This is a genomic window from Pseudoalteromonas sp. MM1 (assembly GCF_030296835.1).
Classification (GTDB): Bacteria; Pseudomonadota; Gammaproteobacteria; order Enterobacterales; family Alteromonadaceae; genus Pseudoalteromonas.
In genome coordinates, this window is record NZ_AP027922.1 from 1,184,754 (window position 1) to 1,209,051 (window position 24,298).

Below are 24,298 nucleotides of genomic sequence, written 5' to 3' on the forward strand. Positions count from 1 at the left end.
CTAAAACCTATTTGGGAGCTATAAATGAACAATAATAATCAAGCAGCGGTACCTACAGGGTTAATCGCACGCTTTTTAAATTTTGTGGAGCGGGTTGGTAACAAACTACCCGATCCGGCGATTATTTTCTTATTCGCTATGTTACTTATTTGGTTGTGCTCGTGGTTATTATCTGGCGTAAGTTTTGATGCGTTAGACCCACGTACAGGTCAAGCCATTGTTGTGAATAACCTGCTAGAGGGCGATTCACTCGCCTCGTTTTTATCTTCCATGGTAAAAACCTTTACGGGCTTTGCACCGCTGGGCGTGGTACTGGTTGCCATGTTAGGTGTGGGGGTGGCTGAACACTCGGGTTATATCAATACGGGCCTTAAGTTAATGCTTAAAGTGACCCCCAAGCAACTGTTAACCCCTTCAGTGATTTTAGTGGCTATTGTAAGCCATACTGCAACCGATGCAGGCTACGTATTGGTGATCCCACTAGCAGGTGTTATTTTCTTTGCCGCAGGGCGACACCCATTAGCAGGCATTGCAGCAGCGTTTGCAGGTGTGAGCGGTGGATTTGGCGCTAACTTTATTCCATCAGGGATAGACCCATTACTACAAAGCTTTACCCAAAGTGCAGCGCAAATTATTAACCCCGATATGTCGATTAACCCACTTAATAACTGGGCATTCACTTCTGCTTCGAGTTTATTTATTGTTTTATTAGGCTGGTATATTACTGACAAAATAATTGAGCCACGGTTAAAAAACACACCGCTTAATGAAGATACCCACAATTTACCAGCCTTCGATGAAGCTAAAAGTGATGAAAAACGCGCCTTTTTTATAGCCAGTAGCGTAATGGTCGTAGGGCTTGCTTTACTTGCATTTGTATCCGCTCCTGCCGATTCAGCAATGCGCAGTGCCGATGGCTCACTGACTAATTTTAGATCGCCCCTTATGCAATCTATTGTGCCTTTAATCTTTTTATTATTTTGGATACCCGGTGCCGTGTATGGTTTTACCGTTGGAACCTTTAAAACCTCAAAAGATATGATAGATGCGATGAGCACCGCAATGAGTGGCATGGCTTATTACATTGTAATGGCGTTCTTTTGTGCGTTATTTATTGCGGCGTTTTCTAAGTCTAACTTAGGGGCGTTAATGGCCATTGAAGGAGCGCAGCTTTTAAAAGCAATGGAGTTGCCAAGCGCTGTAACTGTTGTGGGTATTATATTTTTGACCGGCTTTGTAAACTTGTTCGTTGGCTCAAGTTCAGCAAAATGGGCATTACTGGGGCCCATTTTTGTGCCCATGTTAATGCAACTAGGTATATCACCCGATTTAACCCAAGCGGCTTATAGAATCGGAGACTCTAGCTCAAATATAATTACCCCACTCATGCCGTATTTCCCATTGGTTGTGGTTTACTGCCAAAAGTACGTAAAAGATACCGGTATAGGCACGCTTATCGCACTTATGATCCCCTACTCAATCGCGTTCATGATTGGCTGGAGTATTTTCTTGCTAGGGTATTGGGCACTCGGTATTCCGTTAGGGTTAGATGCGAGTTACGTTTATCCAACGTTACCTTAATTTAAAACTTAATTTATGAACCTCACTCACTTGAGTGAGGTTTTTAATATAAAAATGCAGCAATGTAAAAAGTAGTGTTAATTACCTTTCTAATTCTCTCGCTATATAGCCGAATAAACTTTCCTCACCAACAATATACACGTAATCGTTTTTGTTATTCATTATTGTAGGCTTATCGTCGTACCATCTAAAGTCGTGCGTTTTGTTAGTAGTAGGGTCTTTAAAGTATAAGCGAGTACAACTATCTTCATACTCAGTGCCACACTCTTGTACATCAGTGAGGATATATTCCTTATACCAATAGTCACCTTGCGTGTAGTAAGCCCATAACTCAATGGGGGCAGAGAGTAAAAAATAGAAAGTTGCATAGATTAACAAAGGGAGTATTGGGTAGGTGAAGATTAATGATAACTTCATTTTTGTATCTGAAAAGCTACCTTTAAGATGCTCCCTGTATTTACTGCAACGTCTATATTTTTTGATTACAAGTACATGGAGATAGATAAATAATGCCCCGCAAAAAAATAGGAAGCGCTATATAAAAAATAGCCTCATAAATTTTATTTTCAATAAATGGTGGATCGGTAAAATCCATTAGTATAAGCGTGGCAATATTCAGAATTGGGAAGCCAATTATTGCTGCAAAGAGCAAGTTGTCATAATATTTTTTCAATGTAAATTCGTCCGTGAATTATAGTTTTTTCTTAGTTTACAGAATTTTTATTTTTTACTAAAGCAGTGGCTTTAAAACAAAAAACCTTGGCACTTTCGTGGCAAGGTTTTTTACAACGTAAGCTATAAAGCTTAGTTAGATGTGAAGCTCACAGGGCGACGTTCTTTACGAGGACCGCCACGCTTATCACCGCGTTGGTTGTCTTTGTTAAAGTTGCGCTTTCTGTCGCCACTTGGACGCTCAGCGCGCTCACCACGTGGCTCAGCTGGGCCTTGATCTTTTGTTAGTGTCATACCCATTGGGCGTTTACAAATAAACACTTTTTGGAAGTGATCAAGTACATCTTTAGGCATGTTTTGCGGCAATTGTACCGTACTGTGACTGTCGTGTAGACGAATGTCACCAATAAACTTGCTTGAGATATCAGCTTCGTTAGCAATCGCGCCAACAATGTTCTTAACCTGTACACCGTGCTCACGACCTACTTCGATACGGTAAGTATCCATAGGGCCTGCATCGCGGCTATTACGCTCGCGAGGTTTACGCTCAGGGCGGTCACCACGGCGACCACGATCATTACGATCGCCACGCTCGTTACGTGAATTGCGCTCGTTACGAGGTTGAACCTTAACTTCTTCAACTTTAATTGGTGATTGTTGCTGTGCTAAACACAGTAATGCACCTGCTAAGTCTTCTAAAGATAAGTCTAGTTTTTGCGCCATGCTAGCAGCCACTTCATTGAAGAACGTAATGTCTTTGTTTTCAAGAGCAAGCGTAAGCTTTTCTTTTAACGCATTAATACGCTTTTCTTCAACTACTTTAGCTGTAGGTAGCTCAACTTGTGCAATTTCAGACTTAGTATGGCGAATAATATTTTTAAGCAAGTAACGTTCGTTATGCTTAACAAATAAAATTGCTTTACCAGTACGCCCAGCACGACCTGTACGGCCAATACGGTGAACGTAGGCTTCTGAGTCTTGCGGAATGTCGTAGTTGATAACTAAGCTTAAACGGTCTACATCAAGACCACGCGCTGCTACGTCTGTAGCGATCACGATATTGATCATCCCGCTTTTCAAACGGTCAACCGTGCGCTCACGTGCTTGCTGGTTCATGTCGCCATTAAGTGGCGCAGCAGAGAAACCTTCACGCTCTAATAACTCAGCAAGTTGCACTGTGTCGTTACGTGTACGTACGAAAACAATAGCACCTTCGTATTGCTCTGCTTCTAAAAAGCGAACAATAGCTTTGTTTTTGTGTACGTGTGCGTTCCAAAACACTTGCTCAACAGATGATACGGTTGAGTTACGCGCAGAAATATGAACCTGTTCAGGGTTATTCATATATTTGCTGCTAATGTTTTGAATTTGCTTAGGCATGGTCGCAGAGAAAAGACATGTTTGCTTTTCGCGCGGTGTTTTTTCCATGATGTTTTCAACATCATCGATAAAGCCCATACGTAACATTTCATCGGCTTCATCAAGTACAAGTGCTTGTAAAGCATCAAACTTGATAGTGCCACGGTTAATGTGATCGATTAGTCGACCCGGAGTAGCAACAATAATTTGTGCGCCACGACGAAGTGCGCTTAATTGAATGCTGTAGCTTTGGCCACCGTAAAGTGCTAATACTTCAACACCACGAGTACCTTTTGCATATTGTTCAAATGCCTCAGCAACTTGGATCGCAAGCTCACGTGTAGGTGTGAGTACAAGGATCTGTGGCTGTTTCACAGACGGGTCAATATTGTTTAGTAACGGCAGTGCAAATGCTGCAGTTTTACCTGTACCCGTTTGTGCTAGTCCCAGTACGTCCTTTCTTTCTAGCAATAACGGTATACATTGAGCTTGGATTTCAGATGGTGTCTTGTAACCCAACTCTTCAACTGCCTTTAAAATTGCAGGAGAAAGATTTAGAGATTCAAACGTGACTGGTTCTGACATTAATACGCCTCAACGAATTTAAAGAGGCGCGCATTGTATAGGAAATACGAGTCAATTGCTTGTATAAATTACAACTAATTTGTATGTGATTGATGTTGGTCGAAATTTAACCAGTTTAAGTTTTTGATTTTTTAAACTGGTTAACAAGCTATATACAATGCGTTATTTATATAGGCCTAGGTTTTCTTTTGCGTAGGCTTCAAATTCAGTAAATCCACCAATGTGAGTTTGATCTACAAAAATTTGTGGCACAGTTGGGCATGGTTTTCCTGCAGACTTTTCTAAATCCGCTTTGCTAATGCCTTCTTTGATAATATCAATGTAACGAAATTTAAAATCATCACGCTCATTTGATAGTTGCTCGGCAACGTCTTTAGCACGTACACAAAATGGACAGCCTTCGCGGCCAAAAATTACTGTAAGCATAATACTCTCCTCAATTTAGTTGGGTTCATATTAAACGATTAATTAATAATTTAAAGCGCAAAAAATCGATTGGTGAATTCTGTTTTTATGTAATGTAGTTAATTATTCATTTGCCATGCATTTTGAATTGCAATTTGCAAAAGCTTAGTTATCCACACGAATTATAATTCTTAAATCTAATGAATTCATCGTATTAGTAAGGCCGCTGCAAGTGGCATGTAAATTGATATTTAATGACAGAGCCATTTTACTAGGAACGATGATGAATAATAACAGCCATGTTTTAGAAATTATTCAAGGGGTAATAGCACGCTTTTGCAAAGCAGACAACACAGAAGCGGCAATTACACTCATCAACAAATTACAGTGTAATTATATTTGCTTACAAGTGTCTCCTGAGCAAATGATTACTCAATGTGAAGCGTTTATCCTACCTTCGCTGAAAGCCGCTAAAAGCCATTTTGTGCTAACAGTAGAGGCCAACTTACAGGGTATTAATTTAAATTACTGGGTAGATTCGAATCCTGAAATGCACACCATTGATATACACGGATTACTAGCAACCCGTGAGCCAATTTCATCGGTAGATACAAGTAAAGAGTTTATTTGCGCAGCAAATAGTAAAGACGACTTAGAGCAAAGCATTCATTATCTAGTTAATTTAAGTGCACAAAACTATGGGTTAAAACTCGCCGATAGCAACAACACAAACGCTTTAAAAATTGAAGATGCGCGTCACCTATCTGCTGATCAACTAGCAAGTAACTTTTTAAATAATGGGGCGTCTGGGAGTATAAAAGTTTGCGCATTTGATGCGCTCAGTGAGCTACAAAGCCAACAGACTATTGCTCAGCCTGTATTGGCGTGGCCGTTCTTTGATACCGATTTAGTGAATGCAGTTAATAATTTAAATACCCACAGCAAATTATCTGTATTGGTTGCTGATGACAGCTTGCCAAGCCAAGTTGCGACCAAAGTCATGCTTGAAATGCTTGGCTGCGCAGTAACCTGTGCAGAAAATGGCTCAAGTGCCTTACTTATTGCCCAGCAAGAGCCTTTCGATTTACTGCTGTTAGATGAGCGTATGCCGGGTATGTTTGGTAGCGATGTGGCTCAGCAGCTCATTAAACAAAACACCCCAAACGATAACACGCCAAAAGTTATTTTAACGGGCATTACTGAGGAGCAGCAAATTGCTCAGCTGTTTGAAAAAGGGGTGACACACTATCTTCAAAAACCGGTAACAAAAGCTGTGTTAGAAGAATTTATTAAACCTTGGCAAGCTGCCTAAAGGCTCGTTTAGGAGGACGTTATGAACGATTTATCAAAAACAGCCTTGCTGCTCATTGGTTTTCAAAATGATTATTTTTCGCCAGATGGCATTTTATACCAAGTGGTTGAAGAGTCATCAAGAGTAACCGGTGTGGTAAATAATACGTTAGCGCTGCTCGACAAATACATAGATAAATTTGCATTAGTGCTAAGTACGCCTATTCACTTTACCCAAGATTATAGTGAGCTTAAAAATCCTATTGGTATTTTAAAAGTGATTGCTGAAGTAGGGGCTTTTAAAGCCGGCTCTTATGGTGCTCAAGGCATTAAAGAGTTTGATAAATATGGCAAACGTATTATGCAAATACCTGGTAAGCGAGGGCTAAATGCGTTTACTCATACAGAGCTTGCAAATGTGCTTAATGAAAATGGTATAACCGACATTGTTTTAGCAGGTACGGTGACCTCTATTTGTATCGACTCTACTGCGCGCTCTGCTGTAGAGCTTGGCTTTAATGTGACGGTACTTAATGACTGTACATCAAGCAGAACGCCATTTGAGCAATCATTTTATTGTGAAGAGGTTTTTCCGCTTTATGCCAAGGTGTGCAGCCATACAGAATTAGTAAATGAATGAGGCGCATATGGAAGAAAAAGACGAGCTACAAGTACAAGTTCATTATGCCCTAATAGAGCAGCTTTCAGCGAATACGCGCAGACAAACTAAATTACTTGCGCTACTGGATGAGTGTGTATTTGAATGTGATAAGCACTTAGTCATTAGTTACGTGAACGAAGCATGGCTGAATAAGTTGGGTTTTTCGCCGGCTATGCTTATAGGAAAAAAAATTACATCACTGCTAGAGACCAAAGACACGTTAAATCTGCTGGCATATATTGAGTCTATTTTTGAAGGGGTATTTAGCGCCAGTATAGAGCTACAAGTTAAAAATAATGATGGGTTCACGAACTGGTTTGAAATGCGTTTAGCCTGTGACGATAACGGCGGATTTATTGGCTCGTTACACGACATTCAACGACATAAAGACTACCAATACTTACTCACTCAGCAGCAAGAGTACGCAAAGCGACTTTCTTTGGTGGCAAGTCACACGAATAATTTAGTTATAATTACCGATCGATTTGGCAAAATAGAATGGGTTAATAAAAGCTTTGAGGCACTTACCAACTACACATGCGATGAAGTTATCGGGCTTACTCCAGGTAAGCTATTACAAGGGCCTAAAACCAGCCTAGAGTCGCGCCAGCTAATGGCTAAAGCGATTACAAATGGCGAACCTTTTCAAATAGAAACCGTTAATTATGATAAAAATAAAAACGAATATTGGGTTGCTATTGATGCCACTCCCGTAAAAGATGATGACGGTAACGTTCAGCATTTTATAGCCATAGAAACTAACATTACTCAGCGTGTAAAAGCTGAGCAAGCCATGGCTGAAATAGAATATAATTACCACTCTGTGGTCGATAATATCCCTGATATTGTATTAAGGTTGGATGCGCAGGGTGGGTTATTATTTATGAATAGAGCCTGGCAAGATTTTTTCCAAACAGATATAAATAAACACCTTGGCTTACCCATTACTAATTTTGTAATGGGCAAAGATGTAGAAAAGCTAAACACAGCACTTGATGGTTACAGTAAAGGCAACCGAGAAGTTAAACGTTTAGATATTAGGTTAACCAATGCACTTAACGAGCCAAATTGGGTTGAAATGACCCTCACACCCATTACCTCATTTAATGGCACGCACCTTACATCTATAGCGGCGACCGTGGTTGATATTCAAGAGCGTGTGGTAGCTGAGCAAATACTCTTAGATGCTAAGCACCAGGCTGAATCTTTGGCAGAGTCTAAAAGTCGTTTTATGGCCAATATAAGCCATGAAATACGCACACCTTTGAATGCGGTGATTGGCTGTGCAGATATCTTGCATGACACAGGGCTCACAACAGAGCAAAAACGTTACACTCAAATGATTAAAACAAGTTCAGATGCATTACTGAGTATTTTAGATGATGTGCTGACCTACTCACGCTTTGAAGCACAAGCAATCACAATAGATAATCAACCATTTAGCCTCGATATTTGCTTAGAAGAGGCGATAGATATTGTAAGTGAAAGCGCCGTGCAAAAAGGTCTCGAACTGATTTTTGACCTGCACCCTGATGTGCCAGTGCAGGTGATGGGCGATCATGGTCGTATAAGGCAAATTGCAATAAATTTACTCTCAAATGCCATTAAGTTTACTCAAAAGGGATTACTCATAGTGACAGCACAGTGTGTTGAGTTTGAAAATAACAAATTTACGTTGCAGCTTAGCTTTAAAGATACAGGAATAGGGATTGCGCAAAACAAGCTCGAGAGTATGTTTAAGCCGTTTATTCAATCAGATAACTCTATTACTCGGGAATATGGCGGCAGTGGCTTAGGCTTAGCCATATGTAAGCAAATATGTGATGCTGCAGGAGGCAGTATTACTGTTAACTCGCAATTTGGTAAAGGAAGTGAGTTTATTGTTAATTACCCTTTATTAATAGATACAAGCGAGCAGGTGCAAAGAGAAGGCTTTTCTGCCAGAACCAAAAAGCCCTATGTGTGTGTGATAAGTAAAAACTTGCCGTTAAACACGGCAATAGAGCATATGCTCACTCGCCATTCGATAGATTTTATACGCCTTGATAACATAGCAAAGCTAGATAGTATCGATACGCCCGACGCTATTGTTACCACTAACGAAGCCGATTTAGATGCAGCGCAACAATTTTTAAAAAGTTACAAGAGTCTAAATAAACCGTGTTTATTACTCATAGACTTACTGGGTAAAAACCAAAAAACAGAGGCGTCGAGCTCTGGCATGCTGAGGTTTAATGGGCCTTTTAAACCTTCTCATTTACCCAGAGCGATTGCGGCGCTTGAGGAAGCGCTTTTTCATCTTGATATTATTTTTACTAATAAAAAAGAAACCACACTAAACACAGCCACAATTAATGCTCAGCCATTTAAAGGTACGCATGTGCTTGTGGTTGAAGACAATAAAAATAACCAAATTGTAATTCAGCAATTTTTAGAGCAGCAAGGGTGCTTAGTTAAAATAGCTAGTAATGGGCAAGAGGCGATTGAAAAAGTTAAAACGCAAACAATAGATTTAATATTTATGGATATTCAAATGCCAATTTTAGACGGTATTTCTGCCACTAAAAAAATCAGAGAGTTAGCTATTGTCACCCCTATTATAGCGCTAACAGCGAATGCGATTCATGGCGATAAAGAGCGTTTTATTAAAGCAGGAATGAATGATTATTTAGCTAAACCAATTATTAGCGAAAAACTCAATTTGCTCTTAAATCAATACCTACCAAAACTTAATGACGCTAAACACTCTAAGTTAGAGCGCATTAACGAAATTTGGTCGTTGTTAAAGTAACAAGCAATGCAACCGTACTTTTAGGTTAATAGTTACAGATGGCTTTGAAGTATTTACGATTAAAGTTTTAGTTGTTAAGTAAATAAACATAAATAGTGGGTTTAGCAAAATTTTAACCTAAAAAGGTTAAAATTGACTGTTTTCTCAAAAAAGCGGTGGCGATTGAGTAATGCGAAGTAAATTACTTTTACAGCCCTAAAAAGCCTTAACGCATTAACCCAAATATTAAATAACGCTTAAATACTAATCCTTTTTAATTGATTGGGTTGAGCAGGTTGGTTCTTAATGGTTATTTTTAAATTGGTTTGCATTTTGCAAATCAAAATGAAATTGAATCTCATAATGCAAATATCCGCTCAGTTATTTTTTATTCTCCCTATCAAAATAATTTTTTACTATTTGATTTATAAGAACTTAAATATTTTATCATTATTAAATTTATTTTGGCATGGCTTTCGCAATATAAATACCAAGTAAAGCGAAGTTATCGTTGATATAAATTTGCTAAGTAGTTAAATAAATTTAAAGGGTGTCCATTATGCAAACTAATACTAAAGTTAAACAGCAACCAAAAAAAATGTCTTTTGTTCTTACTCCAGAGTTAATGGTGCTGTCTATTATTATTGTTGCAGCTGTTATTGTTGGTGCAACAGCACTGCGAGGCACCGTTACTATAGAGCCTGTTAATAAAGGCAATACCGAGATGTTCAGCAACAAATTTAGCAATAGTGATTTAGATAATGCCACTATTGAAAGCAACACATTAAACTACGCTCAAAACATAGATGAGCAATCTGGCCAATCAGGCTCACAAGGTTTAAACAACTAAACAATACTTCTCCTTAGTATTTATTTCGGCTGACTCTAAGCAATTAGGTCAGCCTTTTTTATTTTTAAAGCCACTTTATACCTAAACCATAGCTTACTCATGATCCCACTTTAGATCAGCTTGCGTGTCAGTGTGATTTGCAAAATGCAAATATACCTATCAATAATTTTAGGCTAACAGTTTGTTTTTAATTTGTTGAATTCAAAAGGTTTTATTTTTGTTTTTGACTGCTGGTTTTGGTCTGTAATTTGCAATTTATGACACAAGCTTACGGTGAGCCCTTATTTGTGGAGAGATTTATGAATGCGTTTAAAAGTTTAGAGCCTATCAATACGGTCAACATTGCACGCTGGCACGAACTTGAGCAGATTATGGCTCATGCAATGAGAAACCATTGTTTTAATATGGTGTACCAGCCGCTTGTGTCTTTAACAAGTGGGCAATTAGTTGGCTTTGAATCTTTAGTGCGGTGCGAATCTTCACGCTATGGTGTTGTTGGCCCAGATGAATTTATTCCGCATGTAGAACAGTCAGGTATGATTTTAGATTTAGGTGATTGGATTTTTAAGCAAACCCTAAGTGATTTAAGCGAAATGAGAAGTTTAGGTATGACCGATATAACGATTTCATTGAACATTTCGCCAGTACAAATTATTGAAGGGAATGTGTTTTCTAAAGTAATGACTTTGCTTGATAAGTACCAAATAGACCCCGCAGCCATAAAAGTAGAACTAACAGAAACAGCATTAATAAAAAGTCCGCAGCGTATTGCTAAAACATTCGAGCAATTTCATAAGGAAGGGGTGAAAATTTGGCTAGACGATTTTGGTACGGGTTATGCTTCACTGGGCCTTTTAAGGCAGTTTAATATTGATGGGCTAAAAATAGACCGCAGCTTTATAAGTGGAATTACAACTAACAATGAAGACTTCACCCTATGTAGCGCAATTATTGCTATGGCGCAAAGATTAGGGCTAGAAACCATTGCTGAGGGGATTGAGCAGCGAGAACAATTGCAAATATTAGAGCAGTTAGGGTGTGATGTAGCGCAAGGTTACTTACTCGGAAGGCCAAGCAGTTTAGCCAACAATACGCAAACATGGGTAAAAAAAAACTCTTAACATAATGTTTCAATTTGCAAAATGCGAAAAACGACTTACTCTAAAAGTATAAAATATAAAATAGCTTCGTATCACAATAATAAATAAAGGCCAGATATGCCAATACCAGAAGAATATATTGATAACACCATTACTCAAGCGAATGTGTTAGCGCAACTAGAGCAAGATGTAGGCTCACTTACCTTGGTTAGGCTAGTAAACTTATTTATTAATGAATTAGAAGAAATGCGAGTTCGTCTTAAAAATGCTATTGATGAGCAAGATGAAGATAATATTAAAGATATAATGCACGTACTTAAAAATTCAGCGGCACTGTACGGTGCTTTAACTTTAGCAGCTCTTGCCAGTCAGCTGCATGATTACCCACCCGCTACCATCGAAGAAAATATTCACGCTGCTCAGAACGTTCTACATAATCTAGAAAAAACGCATGCTGCATATCAAGTTATTGCAAATAATATTACTTAGAAGGCTCTGCCATGAACGATTCTCAAAAAAAAGCACTGGTTTATATTGTAGAAGATAGCATTGCAAGTGGGGCTCTTTATGCGAGTCAATTAGAGCAAGCAGGGCACGAATGTAAACACTTTACCGATGGCTACTCTGCCTTGGTTGGTATAAAAGAGATGATGCCGGATGTTATTGTTCAAGATGTTTGCTTACCCGATATTAGCGGCTTAGAAGTGCTACAGTTTGTTAAAAAGCAAGAAAAGCCTGCTAACGTAGTAATGATCACTTCAAATAGCTCTATTGATGTTGCAGTAGAGGCGATGCGTTTAGGTGGCTTTGATTTTTTAGAAAAACCGTTTTCAGGCCAGCGCTTAGTGAACGCCGTTGATAGCGCACTTTCACAAAAAGCACCTCCTGCAGTTAAAATTCAAGAACAAAAAGCGCAAAACACCTCTGGCTTTATTGGTGAATCGTTAGCAATGCAAACGGTGTTTAGGCTTTTAGATAGTGCGGCACGAAGCAAAGCATGTGTTTTTATTACCGGAGAGAGTGGCACAGGTAAAGAAGTGTGCGCGCAAACTTTGCACGACACCAGCCCAAGAAGTGAAGGGCCATTTATTGCAATTAACTGTGCTGCTATTCCAGGAGAGCTATTTGAGTCAGAGTTTTTTGGTCATGTAAAAGGGGCCTTTAGCGGAGCGTTAAGTGATAGAAAAGGGGCTGTAGAAGTTGCAAACGGCGGCACTTTATTTTTAGATGAACTGTGTGAGATGGAGCTCAACCTACAAGCTAAGTTATTGCGTTTTTTACAAACGGGTGCGTTTAATCGGGTAGGCAGTAGCGAGGTTTTACACAGTAATGTAAGGCTAGTGTGTGCAACAAATAGAAGCCCTGTAGTTGAAGTTGCCGAAGGGCGTTTTAGAGAAGATTTATACTATAGGCTTAATGTTATTCCTGTAAAGTTACCTCCGCTACGCGAGCGAGCTGGCGATATAATGTTGCTTGCAAAGCATATTTTAAAGCAAAAAAGTGAAAGTAACGCTAAGTTATTCCATCGCTTTTCAAAAGAAGTTGAAAACCTTTTTTGCAACTACGATTGGCCCGGTAATATCCGTGAGCTGCAAAATGTTATCGAAAATATCGTTGTTATCAACGAGGGTGACGTAGTTGAGCTAGATATGTTACCTAGCTCATTTGGTGTTAATTCTGCTATTCCAATCAAAAATACCAGCTCGTCTCAATCTGCAGAGCAAATACAAACTAACTCGCTTATGGGCGTACACGACATAGAGCCCCTGTGGCAGGTTGAAAAAAGGGCAATAGAGTCGGCAATAGCAGTATGTGATGATAACATTCCACTTGCTGCAGCCTATTTAGGAGTAAGCGCCTCGACTATTTACAGAAAAATAAAAGGTTGGGGTTAGCTTTACGCTTCATACTTACACCTGCTTGGTGTTTATACTGTGCTAATGCTACTTAATAAGAGTAGGGTGCCTGTTTAATCATAATTTTATTATTCTGCTCATAGCTTATAATTCTCCTAAACACATTAAACAAGGCTACTTGATAAGAGCTAGTCGCAAGTCATTTCGTTCTTAGTTACATTTTCATGGTTGAAATAATTAAAGATACCCTAAGCTCTATTACTACACCCTAAGTTTAATAGTAAAAGGAGATCACAATGAGTAACGTTAATTTACAGCCAGCGAGTGTAATGCAGCCTTTAGTGGTAAGCGATTTAGATAACAATGACGTGAATTTAGTTGACCGCGTAAGCGACAAACCTTGGAAAATGATAGTGGTGTACAGAGGCCAGCATTGCCCTAAATGTACCGAGCAACTAAACGAGCTTGCAACAATGCATGACGATTTTGCCAGCGTAGGTGTAGAAGTTGTAGCAGTAAGTGGCGATAGCGAAGAGCAGCTTAAAAAGCATCTTGAAAAAATAGACGTAAATTTCCCTCTTTATTACAATTTAACCATTGAGCAAATGACTGATTTAGGCTTATACATTAGTGAACCGCGTAGTGATGCTGAAACAGATCACCCATTTGCTGAGCCTTGTATTATTGTTTTAAACGAAGATAACCAAGTACAGATGCTTGATAAATCAAATAGTCCATTTGTTCGTCCAAGCCTTAAGCAGTTGTTAGGCGGTATTAAATTTTCACGCGAAAACGACTACCCAATTCGCGGTACTTTTATTAAGTAACGTGTATTGAGTAATTTGATGAATATACGAAGAGGGCACATTTTTGTGCCCTTTTTTATTTTTTTCACTTTTTTTAATTTAATTACTTGAAAACTATTTTATTGCCCATAAATAGTTTAATGAGGACGCCTGATGGGTCCCAAAAAAATACAGAAGTTATTGAAATTTATATTATTAATTTAATTATGTTGTGCTTGTTCAAACGAAAAGTAACAACATTATATCGCTTAAATATGAGGATATTATTATGCGTACAGTAGACTTATCACCACTTTATCGTTCATTCATCGGCTTTGATCATTTAGCATCTTTAATGGATGCGGCAGCTCGTACAGACAAGCAGCCTAGCTTTCCTCCTTACAATATCGAAGCACTAGATAAAGACAAATACAGAATCACTATGGCCGTTGCTGGCTTTAGTGAAAATGAGCTGACCATTGAGTCAGAGAACAACACGTTAAAAGTTGCAGGCACTAAACCAAATAAAGATGAAAATGAAGAGCGTAAGTTCATTCATCAAGGTATTGCTGAACGTAACTTTGAGCGTAAGTTTCAACTAGGGGATCATGTAAAGGTGCTCGGTGCCGATTTAGCCAACGGTCTGCTTAGCATTGACCTAGAGCGCGAAATCCCAGAAGCACTTAAACCTCGTAAAATTGAAATTGGCGGTGGTAACCTAATCGAAGGTAAATAATCGCTAATAAACATTTTCCCTGATTGTAGCCGCCTTAACTGAGGCGGCTTTTTCGTTTTTATAATTCGTTTATATGCGTTAAATAATAATTTGCTTGGGCTAAGGTCTGCTGTTGAAGTTGAGGTGCTTGTTTATCCCAATTTTTATAAACCATGCCAATGCGTGGGTTTTTTTCAAGTAATGCGCGGTGTTTATCCATAAATTGCCAATATAAGCTGTTGTAAGGACATGCCTTCTCACCTACTTTTTACTTAACATCATAATGACAGTTTTTGCAGTAATCGCTCATTTTATTGATGTAATTACCACTGGCTGCGTAGGGTTTAGTGGCAATAATGGCATCATCTGCAAATTGGCTCATGCCACGGGTGTTAGGCATTTCAACCCATTCAATGGCATCAATATAAACCCCTAAATACCACTGGTCGACTTCATTAGGGTCAATGCCTGTTAATAAGCAAAAATTACCAATGATCATTAATCTTTGAATATGATGAGCGTAAGCAGTATTTAAGCTCTGCGTTAATGCATGGCTTAAACAGTTCATTTTTACATTACCCTGCCAAAAGTAGCCCGGTAACGACTGTTTGGCCTGTAATTGGTTTTTTTGTGCATAGTCGGGCATGTTTACCCAATATATACAGCGCACATATTCACGCCAACCTAGAATTTGCCTAACAAAGCCCTCTACTTGAGAAATCGAAATTGTGTCTGGGTGAGCATTATATTCGTCAACTACACGCCTAATAACGTACAGCGGGTGGATTAACTTGGCGTTTAAAGCAAATGATAAACGGCTATGGTACAAGCTGGCGTTATTTGTAATTTGGTCGGTCATTGCATCTTGAAACTGGCCGAAATTTTTTAGCAGGTGAGTGCAAAAATACTCTAAACACGTTTTGGCTTGTATGCGAGTGAGCGGCCATGGCAGCTGCTGAGGGTTTATTTCACCAAAGTAATTTACGTTATGTTTTTTAAGTCTACCGATGATGGTGCTAACATCGTTATTAAATAATTTTGGTGGTGGAATGGCGTTTAAATCTGCTTTTTTAAATTTGTTTCTGTTATTACTATCAAAGTTCCACCGTCCTCCTTGTGGGCTATTTCCATCCATAAGGATTGTGTATTGCTTGCGCATAGCGCGATAAAAGTGCTCCATAGTCACATGTTTGTTTTTTTCAAACCGTTCGTTAATACGCTCAAATGGCAGCATAAAATGTTCAGTGTCATAGGCTTTAACAAGAAGATCAGACTCTTTTTTAAATTTACTTAGCTGTGCTTTGAGGCGAAATTCATCAGGGTATTGGTAATGTATTTCACTGCAACAAAACTGTTTGGCTATGCGCGTGAGTAAATCAGGTAAGGTTTTGTCCTGGTGGGTATCATCAAGGGTAAGATGAAGTGTGCTGTAATTCGCGCTTTGTAAAGCCGTTGCAAAACGTTCCATCGCATAAAAAAAAGCACATAACTTTTGCACATGGTGCTTAACGTAATTGGTTTCTTGTTTTAACTCGGCAATTAAATAAAGTGTATCGGGCTCTTTTTCTTTAAACCACGAATGCGAAGCATTTAGTTGATCACCTAAAATTAGGCGTAACACTTTATAATGAGCCATAGACTACCTAAATTCAGTTGTACGTAAAAAACAACGACGTAGATCTAGGTAGTTTGCTCATAGGTGAATAAAAGCTGAGGCCTGTGATACTTATAGCTTGTTTGCACGAAGTTGAGTGATTTTTTGCTCAAGCGAAATAACATTTGTTTTGTTAAACAAGGTTGTATTAGCAAAGCTTTCAAAATAACGAAGCGCTTTTTGCCAAGCAAATTGTGTTTGTGTGGTAAATAAACGCCCTAAGTGCTCGTTTAAGGTATCGTAAAAGGCATCGCAAAGTAGCGATATTTCTTTTGGCGTAACCCCCATCTTTTTTAAGTATTGCAAGTGAAAGGTTAAAAATGGGGCAACAGAAGATGGGTTATCTAAATGCCTAACGATGCGTTCTAACACACAATATAAAATATAACTTTTTTCGTTAAAATAAGTTGCACTTGGGTACTGCATTGTTATATTTGACGCTTCAAGTTTTGCATGAAAGCGCGCTGTAAACGCATGAAAATTTGGCTTAACTATATGCAAGCTTTTAATTAACTGTGGCTGATAAGTATTCATTTGCAATCTCATTAAATTTTGTAATTTTTATTTTTATCCACATCGGTGAGCTTTTAGTATAGTGCGTTGCTCAAATATCGCACGTAAACTAATCGTAAAAAAACACAAAATTGTATCAGTTTTATGAATTTTAGATATTTTATTTATGAATATACGGCTTTTTACGTAAATATTAATGATGCTACGATTATCATTTTACCGTTAGCAACACCATAATACATACTGCTAAAGCTTAAAATGGTGGGTCACTGATTTTATCAAACTTATTCGTTATTATGGTTGCTAATTACCCCGTACATCCTTATAATAGCCGCCATTGTTTAGCGGTTAATTACTCGCTAACAGCGATATTGAATTTTAAGTTTAATATCTATTGGCGCGGGATGGAGCAGCCTGGTAGCTCGTCGGGCTCATAACCCGAAGGTCGTCGGTTCAAATCCGGCTCCCGCAACCAATTTTTATAGTTAGGTATATCCTTACTAATTCTGTATCGCGCATTCTAAGTAATGCGCGTTTTGCGTTTAAGCTAATGTAGTTTAATTTGGTCAGTGTTATGACCCGCAGCCAAGCTTGGCCTGAGGCCACACAGTTTTATGCTTTATTGGTGTGACGCCCCGCTTGGTTCGGGGCGTTGTTGTATCTGCACCATTGATTTATGGCCTTGTCATTAAATCAAAACTTAAACTCAGTATTTTAGGGCTATAAGCCCTTTTTTTGTTTGTATGGAGGATTTTCGTGACAAAACTTGAGCAAGATTTATTAACCATGCTTACGCCTGCAGTAGAAATGTTAGGCTTTGAATTACATGGTCTTGAGTTTGTACAAGCAGGCCGCCATTCTACCTTAAGGGTTTATATTGACCATGAGGATGGGATATCTGTTGATAATTGTGCGGATGCAAGTCGCCAAATTAGTGCGATTTTAGACGTCGAAGACCCAATTACAAATGAATATGATTTGGAAGTATCGTCTCCTGGTGTTGATCGTCCATTATTCAAACAAGATCATTACGAGAAGGCGCAAGGAGAGGAAGTACGCGTTCGTACTAAGCTTCCACAAGATGGTCGCCGTAATTTTAAAGGCGATTTAGTAGCAGTTAGCAGTGATATGATCACACTTAAAAGCGATGGCGAAGAGCACTTAATCATGCTTAGCAATATCGAACGTGCGAACATCATCGCAAAGTTTTAATTTGAGTGCGAAGGAATAGGGCAAGCGAGGCATTACCCATGGCAAAAGAGATATTATTGGTTGCTGAAGCCGTTTCCAATGAGAAAGCGGTTCCAAAAGAAAAGATTTTTGAAGCGCTAGAGTTCGCTCTAGCAACAGCGACAAAGAAAAAACACGATGGCGAAATTGAAGTACGTGTATCAATCGACCGTAAAACCGGTGATTACGACACGTTCCGTCGTTGGCAGATTGCAGAAGTTCAAGAAGATGGTTCTTTAGAAAACCCTTACAGCGAAATCACATTAGAAGCAGCTCAAGTTGAAGAACCAGACCTGCAACTAGGTGATTATGTTGAAGAACAGATTGAATCTATCAAATTCGACCGCATAACTACACAAATGGCAAAGCAAGTTATCGTACAAAAAGTACGTGAAGCTGAGCGCGCTTTAGTTGTAGAAGCTTATAAAGATCAAGAAGGCGAGCTAGTAACAGGTGTTGTTAAAAAAGCGACACGTGATGCGATCGTACTTGATTTAGGTAACAACGCAGAAGCGGTTATTTACCGTGACGATATGCTACCACGTGAAAACTTCCGCCCAGGCGATCGTATCCGTGGTCTTCTTTACGAAGTTAAACCTGAAGCACGCGGCGCACAGTTATTTGTAACGCGTTCAAAACCAGAAATGCTGATGGAATTATTCCGCATTGAGGTGCCAGAAATTGGCGAAGAAATGATTGAGCTTCGTGCTGCAGCACGCGATCCTGGTTCACGCGCTAAAATCGCCGTTAAATCTAACGACAAGCGCATTGACCCAGTAGGTGCGTGTGTTGGTATGCGTGGTGCACGTGTTCAAGCTGTATCATCAGAACTTGGTGGCGAGCGTGTTGATATTGTACTTTACGATGACAACCCTGCACAGTTTGTAATTAATGCAATGGCACCGGCTGAAGTAGCTTCAATCGTAATGGATGAAGACACTCATTCAATGGATATCGCTGTTGAAGCAGATAACCTAGCACAAGCAATTGGTCGTAATGGTCAAAACGTTCGTTTAGCAAGCCAATTAACTGGCTGGGAACTAAACGTAATGACAGTTGATGACATGCGCGCTAAAAACGAGGCTGAGTCAGATAAGTTAATTAACTTATTTACTGAAAACTTAGATATTGATGATGAATTTGCATCATTACTTATCAACGAAGGTTTCTCAACACTTGAAGAAGTAGCCTATGTGCCGGCTTCTGAGTTTTTAGAAATTGATGGCTTAGATGAAGAAACGGTTGATGTACTGCGCTCACGCGCTAAAGACGCGTTAACGACTAAAGCACTTAAAACGGAAGAAAGCTTAGAGGGCGTAGAGCCTGCTGAAGACTTACTTGCGCTTGAAGGTTTAGAACGCCATCTAGCATTTGTTATGGCAAGTAAGGGTGTAGTTACACTTGAAGACTTAGCTGAGCAAGGTATTGATGAATTAGTAGATATTACAGAGCTTTCACCTGAAAAAGCAGGTGAGTTAATTATGGCTGCACGTAATATTTGTTGGTTCGCAGACGAGTAATTTATTAACGGAGGTATTACACACTATGGCAGAAGTAAATGTTGAAAAACTAGCCGGCGATATAGGTACAACTGTTGATAAATTGCTACAGCAATTTTCACAAGCGGGTATCACTAAAAAAGCAGGTGACAATGTAACAGAAGCTGAAAAAGCACAGTTACTTGATCACTTAAGCAAATCGCACGGTGGTACTGGTTCAGATGGCCCAGCACGTATGACTTTACAGCGTAAGAGCAAAAGCACATTAAATGTAACGGGCTCTACGGGTAAAGCGAAAGCTGTTCAAGTTGAAGTTCGCAAAACACGTACTTACGTGAAAAAGAGCGCAATGGAGCAAGAGCAAGAACAGCAACGTCTAGCCGCTGAAGAAAAAGCGCGTATCGAAGAGCAGCAAAAAGCTGCACAAGAAGCCGCTGAGTTAAAAGCGAAACAAGAGGCAGAACGTAAAGCAAAAGAAGACGCTGATCGTAAAGCCAAAGAAGAAGCTAAACGCAAAGCAGATGCAGAGCGTAAAGCTAAACAACAGCAGATGACCCCAGAGCAAAGTGCTAAGTCTGAGAAAGATCGCATCGAAGCTGAGCGTCTGCAGAAAGAAGCAGAAGAGGCCGCATTGAAGAAAGCTGAAGAAGAAGCGAAACGTCAAGCAGAAGAGGCAAGAAAGCTAGCTGAAGAAAATGAAGCTCGCTGGAAGAAAGAAGAAGAAGAACGTAAGAAACGCGAAGAAACAGCGGATCACCATCTTACGACTTCTACATACGCACGTGAGGCAGAAGATGTAGCCGATGCACGTGATGAGCAAGGCGCACGCCGTGCTAAGAAAAAGAAAAAAGCCCCAGCAAAAGATAAATTTGCAGGTGGTAAAGGCCGTAAAGGCAAGCTAAAAGCACCTACATCACTACAGCATGGTTTCCAAAAGCCAACTGCAGATGTTAAAAACGAAGTGCGTATTAGCGAAACAATTACAGTTGCTGAGCTTGCTTCACGCATGGCAGTTAAAGGCGCTGAAGTTGTTAAAACAATGATGAAAATGGGTGACATGGTTACCATTAACCAAGTGATTGACCAAGAAACAGCACAACTTGTTGCTGAAGAAATGGGCCACAAAGTTATCATTGTTAAAGAAAACGAATTAGAGCAAACAGTTTTAAATGACCGTCATGAAGATGGTAAGTCTGAGCCTCGTGCGCCAGTAGTAACTGTAATGGGTCACGTTGACCACGGTAAAACATCAACACTTGATTACATTCGTTCAGCTAAAGTTGCATCAGGCGAAGCCGGTGGTATTACACAGCACATTGGTGCATATCACGTTGAAACAAACGGCAACATGATCACTTTCTTAGATACACCAGGCCATGCCGCGTTTACATCAATGCGTGCACGTGGTGCTAAAGCGACAGATATTGTAATCCTAGTGGTTGCAGCAGATGATGGTGTAATGCCACAAACTAAAGAAGCGGTACAGCATGCTCGTGCAGCTGGCGTTCCTTTAATCATCGCTGTAAACAAAATGGATAAAGAAGGCGCAGATCCAGATCGCGTTAAAAACGAACTAGCTCAGCTAGACGTTATCCCTGAAGATTGGGGCGGCGATACGCAATACGTTCATATCTCAGCTAAAACTGGCTTAGGTATTGATGACTTACTAGAAGCTGTACTTATGCAGTCAGAATTATTGGAGCTAAGTGCCCCTTCTGAAGGTATGGCTGCAGGTGTTGTTATTGAATCTCGCCTTGATAAAGGACGTGGTCCGGTAGCGTCTATATTGGTTCAATCAGGTACCCTTAACCAAGGCGATATCGTACTGTGTGGTCTTGAATACGGCCGTGTTCGTGCAATGAAAGACGAAAATGGTAAAGACATTAAATCAGCTGGCCCTTCTATTCCAGTTGAGATTTTAGGTCTTTCTGGTATACCGGCGGCAGGTGATGAAGCAACCGTTGTTAAAGATGAGCGTAAAGCGCGTGAAGTGGCTTTATACCGTCAAGGTAAGTTCCGCGACGTTAAGTTGGCTCGTCAGCAAAAAGCGAAGCTTGAAAACATGTTTTCTAACATGGCTGAAGGCGATGTATCTGAAGTTAACATTGTACTTAAAGCAGACGTTCAAGGTTCAATTGAAGCAATTTCAGATTCACTAACTAAGCTTTCTACTGATGAAGTTAAAGTGAAGATTGTAGGCTCAGGCGTAGGTGGTATCACTGAAACTGATGCAACACTTGCGGCTGCATCTAATGCAATCGTAGTTGGCTTTAACGTTCGTGCTGATGCATCTGCACGTAAAGTAATTGACACTGAAAACTTAGACCTTCGTTACTACAGCGTAATCTACAGCCTAATTGAGGAAGTTAAGCAAGCCATGTCTGGTATGCTTGCACCTGAATTTAAGCAAGAGATTATCGGTCTTGCTGAAGTGCGTGACGTATTTAAGTCTCCAAAAATTGGCGCAATTGCTGGTTGTATGGTTACTGAAGGTACAATTAAACGCAGCGCACCAATTCGTGTACTACGTGACAACGTGGTTATTTACGAAGGTGAGCTTGAGTCACTACGTCGCTTTAAAGATGACGTTCAAGAAGTACGTAACGGCATGGAATGTGGTATCGGTGTTAAGAACTACAATGACGTTCGCGTTGGTGACCAAATCGAAGTATTTGAGACAGTTGAAGTACAACGTACACTTTAATTGCTCGTAAGCTAAGATTTTAAATGGGGGCTTTGCCCCCATTTCTGTATCCATTATTTAATTAACTTATTATTTTAATTCAGTAAGTTATGATTTTAGGAAAACAATCATGAGAGAATTTTCTCGCACTGATCGTGTTGCTCAACAAATTCAAAAAGAAATTGCTGTTATTTTACAACGCGAAATTAAAGATCCGCGCTTAGGCATGGTGACAGTGTCTGCGGTAGAAGTATCGCGCGATTTATCTTACGCAAAAGTTTTTATTACGGTGTTTAATACCGAAGATGAAAACAAAGCAAAAGAAAGCGCAAAAATACTTAACGAAGCTACGGGCTATATTCGCTCGTTACTGGGTAAGCGTATTCGTGCTCGTATAATGCCTGAGCTTAAGTTTGTAGTAGATAACTCACTAATGGAAGGGATGCGTATCTCTAACTTAGTGGACTCGGTTATTCGCGAAGATAACGCTAAACATGTAAATGATGAAACTGATAGCGAAGAAGGCACTAAAGACTAATGGCTAGACGCAGTAAAGGCCGTCCGATTGATGGTATTTTGTTGTTAAACAAACCTCAAGGCATTTCGTCGAACAAAGCCCTACAGCAAGCTAAAGGTATTTATTTTGCCCAAAAAGCTGGCCATACCGGTGCGCTAGACCCACTGGCCACAGGTATGCTACCTATTTGTTTTGGTGAAGCGACTAAGTTTACTCAGTTTTTGCTCGATACAGATAAAACCTATGTGGTAAGAGCAAAACTAGGTGAGCGCACCACTACCTCTGATTCAGATGGCGAAGTGGTTGAAACCCGTGATGTAAACATTACTACTGAGCAACTTGCTGCAGAAATAGAAAAGTTTTTAGGCGAGTCAGATCAGTATCCATCAATGTACTCAGCGCTTAAATATGAAGGCAAGCCTTTATATAAGTACGCGCGTGAAGGTATTGAAGTACCGCGTAAATGCCGAAAAATAAATGTATTTAGTTTAACGCTTGATGAGTTTGATGAAGCGAATAACGAAGTGCAAATGACCGCCCATGTATCTAAAGGCACGTACATTCGTACCATTGTTGATGATTTAGGGGAAAACCTAGGCTGTGGTGCACATGTTATTATGTTGCATCGCTCAGCAGTTGGTCATTACCCTAAAGATAAAATGGTCTCGCTTGAGCACCTTGAAACCTTATTAGCCAAGGCTAAAGAGGAAGAGGTTGCCCCATCTACATACCTTGATGAATTACTATTACCAATGGATAGTGCATTGGTTGATTTACCTGTTGTAGAAATTAGCAAAGAGCAGGGCGTTTCGTTTAGCCATGGCCAAGCCGTGGTGCTAGGCACTGAATTACCCGAAGGGGCAATTAAAGTCCTGGCTGATGGTGCGTTTATCGGCACTGGTGAGCGCAACCCTGATGGACATTTAAAATCAAAGCGTGGCCTGTCTAATCAGCAACCAGAGTAAACTTTAACTTGTAGTTATTCTCATAGTTGGTAGAATACGCCCGCTTAATCGTTTTGGCTGAATTAGTGATCGGCTAAAGCACCTATTAAATTTAACTTTTGGAGTTATTATGTCACTAAGCAATCAAGAAAAAATCGATATCATTGCTAAATTTGCACGTGCTGAAGGCGACACTGGTTCACCTGAAGTACAAGTAGCTTTACTTACTTTTGATATCAACAAGCTTCAAGGTCACTTTGCTGACCACAAGCATGACTTCCACTCACGTCGTGGTCTGCTTCGTAAAGTAAGTACTCGCCGTAAATTGCTTGATTACCTAAAAGGTAAAGACATCTCGCGTTATACTGCGTTAATCCAAGAGCTTGGCCTACGTCGCTAAGAACTTGATTACGAGAAAAGGAGCTTTATAGCTCCTTTTTTTGTGCCTAAATTTTGTAATTTAAAATCATCCATAATAGCTTTACTAACTGGCTTTATGATGTTTTAAAATACTCATGCGCCTAATACCAACCCGTATTAATACTTAATCATTTTCAGGGGTTAAACGTGTCGCTATCTGCGTTAAAAAATTCTCATTTACGACTGCATGGATGCAGAAGGTAGAGCAA

Annotated in this window: 20 protein-coding genes, 1 tRNA gene and 1 pseudogene; 17 read left to right on the forward strand and 5 right to left on the reverse strand. The window is 39.7% G+C overall.

Annotation, left to right across the window (positions count from 1 at the left end; genetic code table 11):
- The first annotated feature begins 24 nt into the window (after positions 1–24).
- Positions 25–1,581 (forward strand): AbgT family transporter, encoded by a 1,557-nt coding sequence (locus QUE46_RS05380; RefSeq protein WP_286246536.1) that lies wholly within the window; start codon positions 25–27, stop codon positions 1,579–1,581.
- An 81-nt stretch (positions 1,582–1,662) separates the two neighbouring features.
- Here QUE46_RS05380 and QUE46_RS05385 read toward each other — a convergent pair whose 3' ends face one another.
- From QUE46_RS05385 to QUE46_RS05395, 3 genes are all read right to left on the reverse strand, one after another.
- A complete protein-coding gene (locus QUE46_RS05385; protein ID WP_286246537.1) occupies positions 1,663–1,998 on the reverse strand; it encodes a hypothetical protein in 336 nt (111 codons plus the stop codon).
- A gap of 387 nt (positions 1,999–2,385) precedes the next feature.
- Positions 2,386–4,197, reverse strand: coding sequence for a DEAD/DEAH box helicase (locus QUE46_RS05390; RefSeq protein WP_286246538.1), 1,812 nt, complete (start codon positions 4,195–4,197; stop codon positions 2,386–2,388).
- Positions 4,198–4,359: 162 nt separating this feature from the next.
- Entirely contained in the window at positions 4,360–4,623 is a 264-nt protein-coding gene (locus QUE46_RS05395; protein ID WP_004587283.1) for a GrxA family glutaredoxin, read from the reverse strand.
- Between the two features lie 259 nt (positions 4,624–4,882).
- Between QUE46_RS05395 and QUE46_RS05400 the strand changes: the two genes are divergently transcribed.
- The 9 genes from QUE46_RS05400 (at position 4,883) to QUE46_RS05440 (ending at position 14,650) form a co-directional block, all read left to right on the forward strand.
- The gene (locus QUE46_RS05400) at positions 4,883–5,914 is read left to right on the forward strand and encodes a response regulator (RefSeq protein WP_286246539.1); all 1,032 of its coding nucleotides are present in this window, start codon (positions 4,883–4,885) and stop codon (positions 5,912–5,914) included.
- A gap of 21 nt (positions 5,915–5,935) precedes the next feature.
- Entirely contained in the window at positions 5,936–6,532 is a 597-nt protein-coding gene (locus QUE46_RS05405) for a cysteine hydrolase family protein (protein ID WP_286246540.1), read from the forward strand.
- Positions 6,525–9,344, forward strand: coding sequence for a PAS domain-containing protein (locus QUE46_RS05410; protein ID WP_286246541.1), 2,820 nt, complete (start codon positions 6,525–6,527; stop codon positions 9,342–9,344). The genes QUE46_RS05405 and QUE46_RS05410 overlap by 8 nt, the downstream gene beginning before the upstream one ends.
- 538 nt (positions 9,345–9,882) lie before the next feature.
- The gene (locus tag QUE46_RS05415) at positions 9,883–10,173 is read left to right on the forward strand and encodes a hypothetical protein (RefSeq protein ID WP_286246542.1); all 291 of its coding nucleotides are present in this window, start codon (positions 9,883–9,885) and stop codon (positions 10,171–10,173) included.
- A gap of 299 nt (positions 10,174–10,472) precedes the next feature.
- Positions 10,473–11,294: a bifunctional diguanylate cyclase/phosphodiesterase gene (locus QUE46_RS05420; RefSeq protein ID WP_286246543.1), complete on the forward strand. Its 822-nt coding sequence runs from the start codon at positions 10,473–10,475 to the stop codon at positions 11,292–11,294.
- Positions 11,295–11,390: 96 nt separating this feature from the next.
- Positions 11,391–11,762: an Hpt domain-containing protein gene (locus QUE46_RS05425; protein WP_286246544.1), complete on the forward strand. Its 372-nt coding sequence runs from the start codon at positions 11,391–11,393 to the stop codon at positions 11,760–11,762.
- A gap of 11 nt (positions 11,763–11,773) precedes the next feature.
- Positions 11,774–13,168: a sigma-54 dependent transcriptional regulator gene (locus QUE46_RS05430; protein WP_286246545.1), complete on the forward strand. Its 1,395-nt coding sequence runs from the start codon at positions 11,774–11,776 to the stop codon at positions 13,166–13,168.
- Between the two features lie 257 nt (positions 13,169–13,425).
- On the forward strand, positions 13,426–13,956 hold the full coding sequence (locus QUE46_RS05435) for a peroxiredoxin-like family protein (protein ID WP_286246546.1): 531 nt from the start codon (positions 13,426–13,428) through the stop codon (positions 13,954–13,956).
- Positions 13,957–14,203: 247 nt separating this feature from the next.
- Positions 14,204–14,650, forward strand: a complete 447-nt coding sequence (locus QUE46_RS05440) for an Hsp20 family protein (RefSeq protein ID WP_004585880.1) — start codon at positions 14,204–14,206, stop codon at positions 14,648–14,650.
- A gap of 58 nt (positions 14,651–14,708) precedes the next feature.
- On the opposite strand, the pseudogene QUE46_RS05445 reads toward QUE46_RS05440, so the two are convergent.
- Positions 14,709–16,265, reverse strand: a pseudogene (locus tag QUE46_RS05445) (cryptochrome/photolyase family protein).
- Between the two features lie 90 nt (positions 16,266–16,355).
- A complete protein-coding gene (locus tag QUE46_RS05450) occupies positions 16,356–16,817 on the reverse strand; it encodes a globin (RefSeq protein ID WP_286246547.1) in 462 nt (153 codons plus the stop codon).
- Between the two features lie 377 nt (positions 16,818–17,194).
- On the opposite strand from QUE46_RS05450, the gene QUE46_RS05455 reads away from it, so the two are divergent.
- From QUE46_RS05455 to rpsO, 7 genes are all read left to right on the forward strand, one after another.
- Positions 17,195–17,271, forward strand: a tRNA-Met gene (locus QUE46_RS05455).
- Positions 17,272–17,552: 281 nt separating this feature from the next.
- Complete coding sequence (rimP, locus tag QUE46_RS05460) at positions 17,553–18,008, forward strand: ribosome maturation factor RimP (RefSeq protein WP_004585883.1); 456 nt, start codon at positions 17,553–17,555, stop codon at positions 18,006–18,008.
- 38 nt (positions 18,009–18,046) lie between these two features.
- Positions 18,047–19,546 (forward strand): transcription termination factor NusA, encoded by a 1,500-nt coding sequence (gene nusA, locus QUE46_RS05465; protein ID WP_286246548.1) that lies wholly within the window; start codon positions 18,047–18,049, stop codon positions 19,544–19,546.
- A 25-nt stretch (positions 19,547–19,571) separates the two neighbouring features.
- Positions 19,572–22,229: a translation initiation factor IF-2 gene (gene infB, locus QUE46_RS05470; protein ID WP_286246549.1), complete on the forward strand. Its 2,658-nt coding sequence runs from the start codon at positions 19,572–19,574 to the stop codon at positions 22,227–22,229.
- A gap of 109 nt (positions 22,230–22,338) precedes the next feature.
- Entirely contained in the window at positions 22,339–22,746 is a 408-nt protein-coding gene (gene rbfA / locus QUE46_RS05475) for a 30S ribosome-binding factor RbfA (protein ID WP_089347169.1), read from the forward strand.
- Positions 22,746–23,690 carry a tRNA pseudouridine(55) synthase TruB gene (gene truB, locus QUE46_RS05480; RefSeq protein ID WP_286246550.1) on the forward strand — a complete coding sequence of 315 codons (945 nt, stop codon included), beginning with the start codon at positions 22,746–22,748 and terminating at the stop codon, positions 23,688–23,690. The genes rbfA and truB overlap by 1 nt, the downstream gene beginning before the upstream one ends.
- A 109-nt stretch (positions 23,691–23,799) precedes the next feature.
- Positions 23,800–24,069: a 30S ribosomal protein S15 gene (gene rpsO, locus QUE46_RS05485; RefSeq protein ID WP_004585888.1), complete on the forward strand. Its 270-nt coding sequence runs from the start codon at positions 23,800–23,802 to the stop codon at positions 24,067–24,069.
- The last annotated feature ends 229 nt before the right edge of the window (positions 24,070–24,298 follow it).

What these genes read in the sequence shown, in the direction of transcription:
- QUE46_RS05380 (WP_286246536.1), top strand. Translation starts at nt 25, where the DNA reads ATGAACAATAATAATCAAGCAGCGGTACCTACAGGGTTAATCGCACGC.
- QUE46_RS05385 (WP_286246537.1), bottom strand. Translation starts at nt 1,998, where the DNA reads ATGAAGTTATCATTAATCTTCACCTACCCAATACTCCCTTTGTTAATC.
- QUE46_RS05390 (WP_286246538.1), bottom strand. Translation starts at nt 4,197, where the DNA reads ATGTCAGAACCAGTCACGTTTGAATCTCTAAATCTTTCTCCTGCAATT.
- QUE46_RS05395 (WP_004587283.1), bottom strand. Translation starts at nt 4,623, where the DNA reads ATGCTTACAGTAATTTTTGGCCGCGAAGGCTGTCCATTTTGTGTACGT.
- QUE46_RS05400 (WP_286246539.1), top strand. Translation starts at nt 4,883, where the DNA reads ATGATGAATAATAACAGCCATGTTTTAGAAATTATTCAAGGGGTAATA.
- QUE46_RS05405 (WP_286246540.1), top strand. Translation starts at nt 5,936, where the DNA reads ATGAACGATTTATCAAAAACAGCCTTGCTGCTCATTGGTTTTCAAAAT.
- QUE46_RS05410 (WP_286246541.1), top strand. Translation starts at nt 6,525, where the DNA reads ATGAATGAGGCGCATATGGAAGAAAAAGACGAGCTACAAGTACAAGTT.
- QUE46_RS05415 (WP_286246542.1), top strand. Translation starts at nt 9,883, where the DNA reads ATGCAAACTAATACTAAAGTTAAACAGCAACCAAAAAAAATGTCTTTT.
- QUE46_RS05420 (WP_286246543.1), top strand. Translation starts at nt 10,473, where the DNA reads ATGAATGCGTTTAAAAGTTTAGAGCCTATCAATACGGTCAACATTGCA.
- QUE46_RS05425 (WP_286246544.1), top strand. Translation starts at nt 11,391, where the DNA reads ATGCCAATACCAGAAGAATATATTGATAACACCATTACTCAAGCGAAT.
- QUE46_RS05430 (WP_286246545.1), top strand. Translation starts at nt 11,774, where the DNA reads ATGAACGATTCTCAAAAAAAAGCACTGGTTTATATTGTAGAAGATAGC.
- QUE46_RS05435 (WP_286246546.1), top strand. Translation starts at nt 13,426, where the DNA reads ATGAGTAACGTTAATTTACAGCCAGCGAGTGTAATGCAGCCTTTAGTG.
- QUE46_RS05440 (WP_004585880.1), top strand. Translation starts at nt 14,204, where the DNA reads ATGCGTACAGTAGACTTATCACCACTTTATCGTTCATTCATCGGCTTT.
- QUE46_RS05450 (WP_286246547.1), bottom strand. Translation starts at nt 16,817, where the DNA reads ATGAATACTTATCAGCCACAGTTAATTAAAAGCTTGCATATAGTTAAG.
- nusA (WP_286246548.1), top strand. Translation starts at nt 18,047, where the DNA reads ATGGCAAAAGAGATATTATTGGTTGCTGAAGCCGTTTCCAATGAGAAA.
- infB (WP_286246549.1), top strand. Translation starts at nt 19,572, where the DNA reads ATGGCAGAAGTAAATGTTGAAAAACTAGCCGGCGATATAGGTACAACT.
- rbfA (WP_089347169.1), top strand. Translation starts at nt 22,339, where the DNA reads ATGAGAGAATTTTCTCGCACTGATCGTGTTGCTCAACAAATTCAAAAA.
- truB (WP_286246550.1), top strand. Translation starts at nt 22,746, where the DNA reads ATGGCTAGACGCAGTAAAGGCCGTCCGATTGATGGTATTTTGTTGTTA.
- rpsO (WP_004585888.1), top strand. Translation starts at nt 23,800, where the DNA reads ATGTCACTAAGCAATCAAGAAAAAATCGATATCATTGCTAAATTTGCA.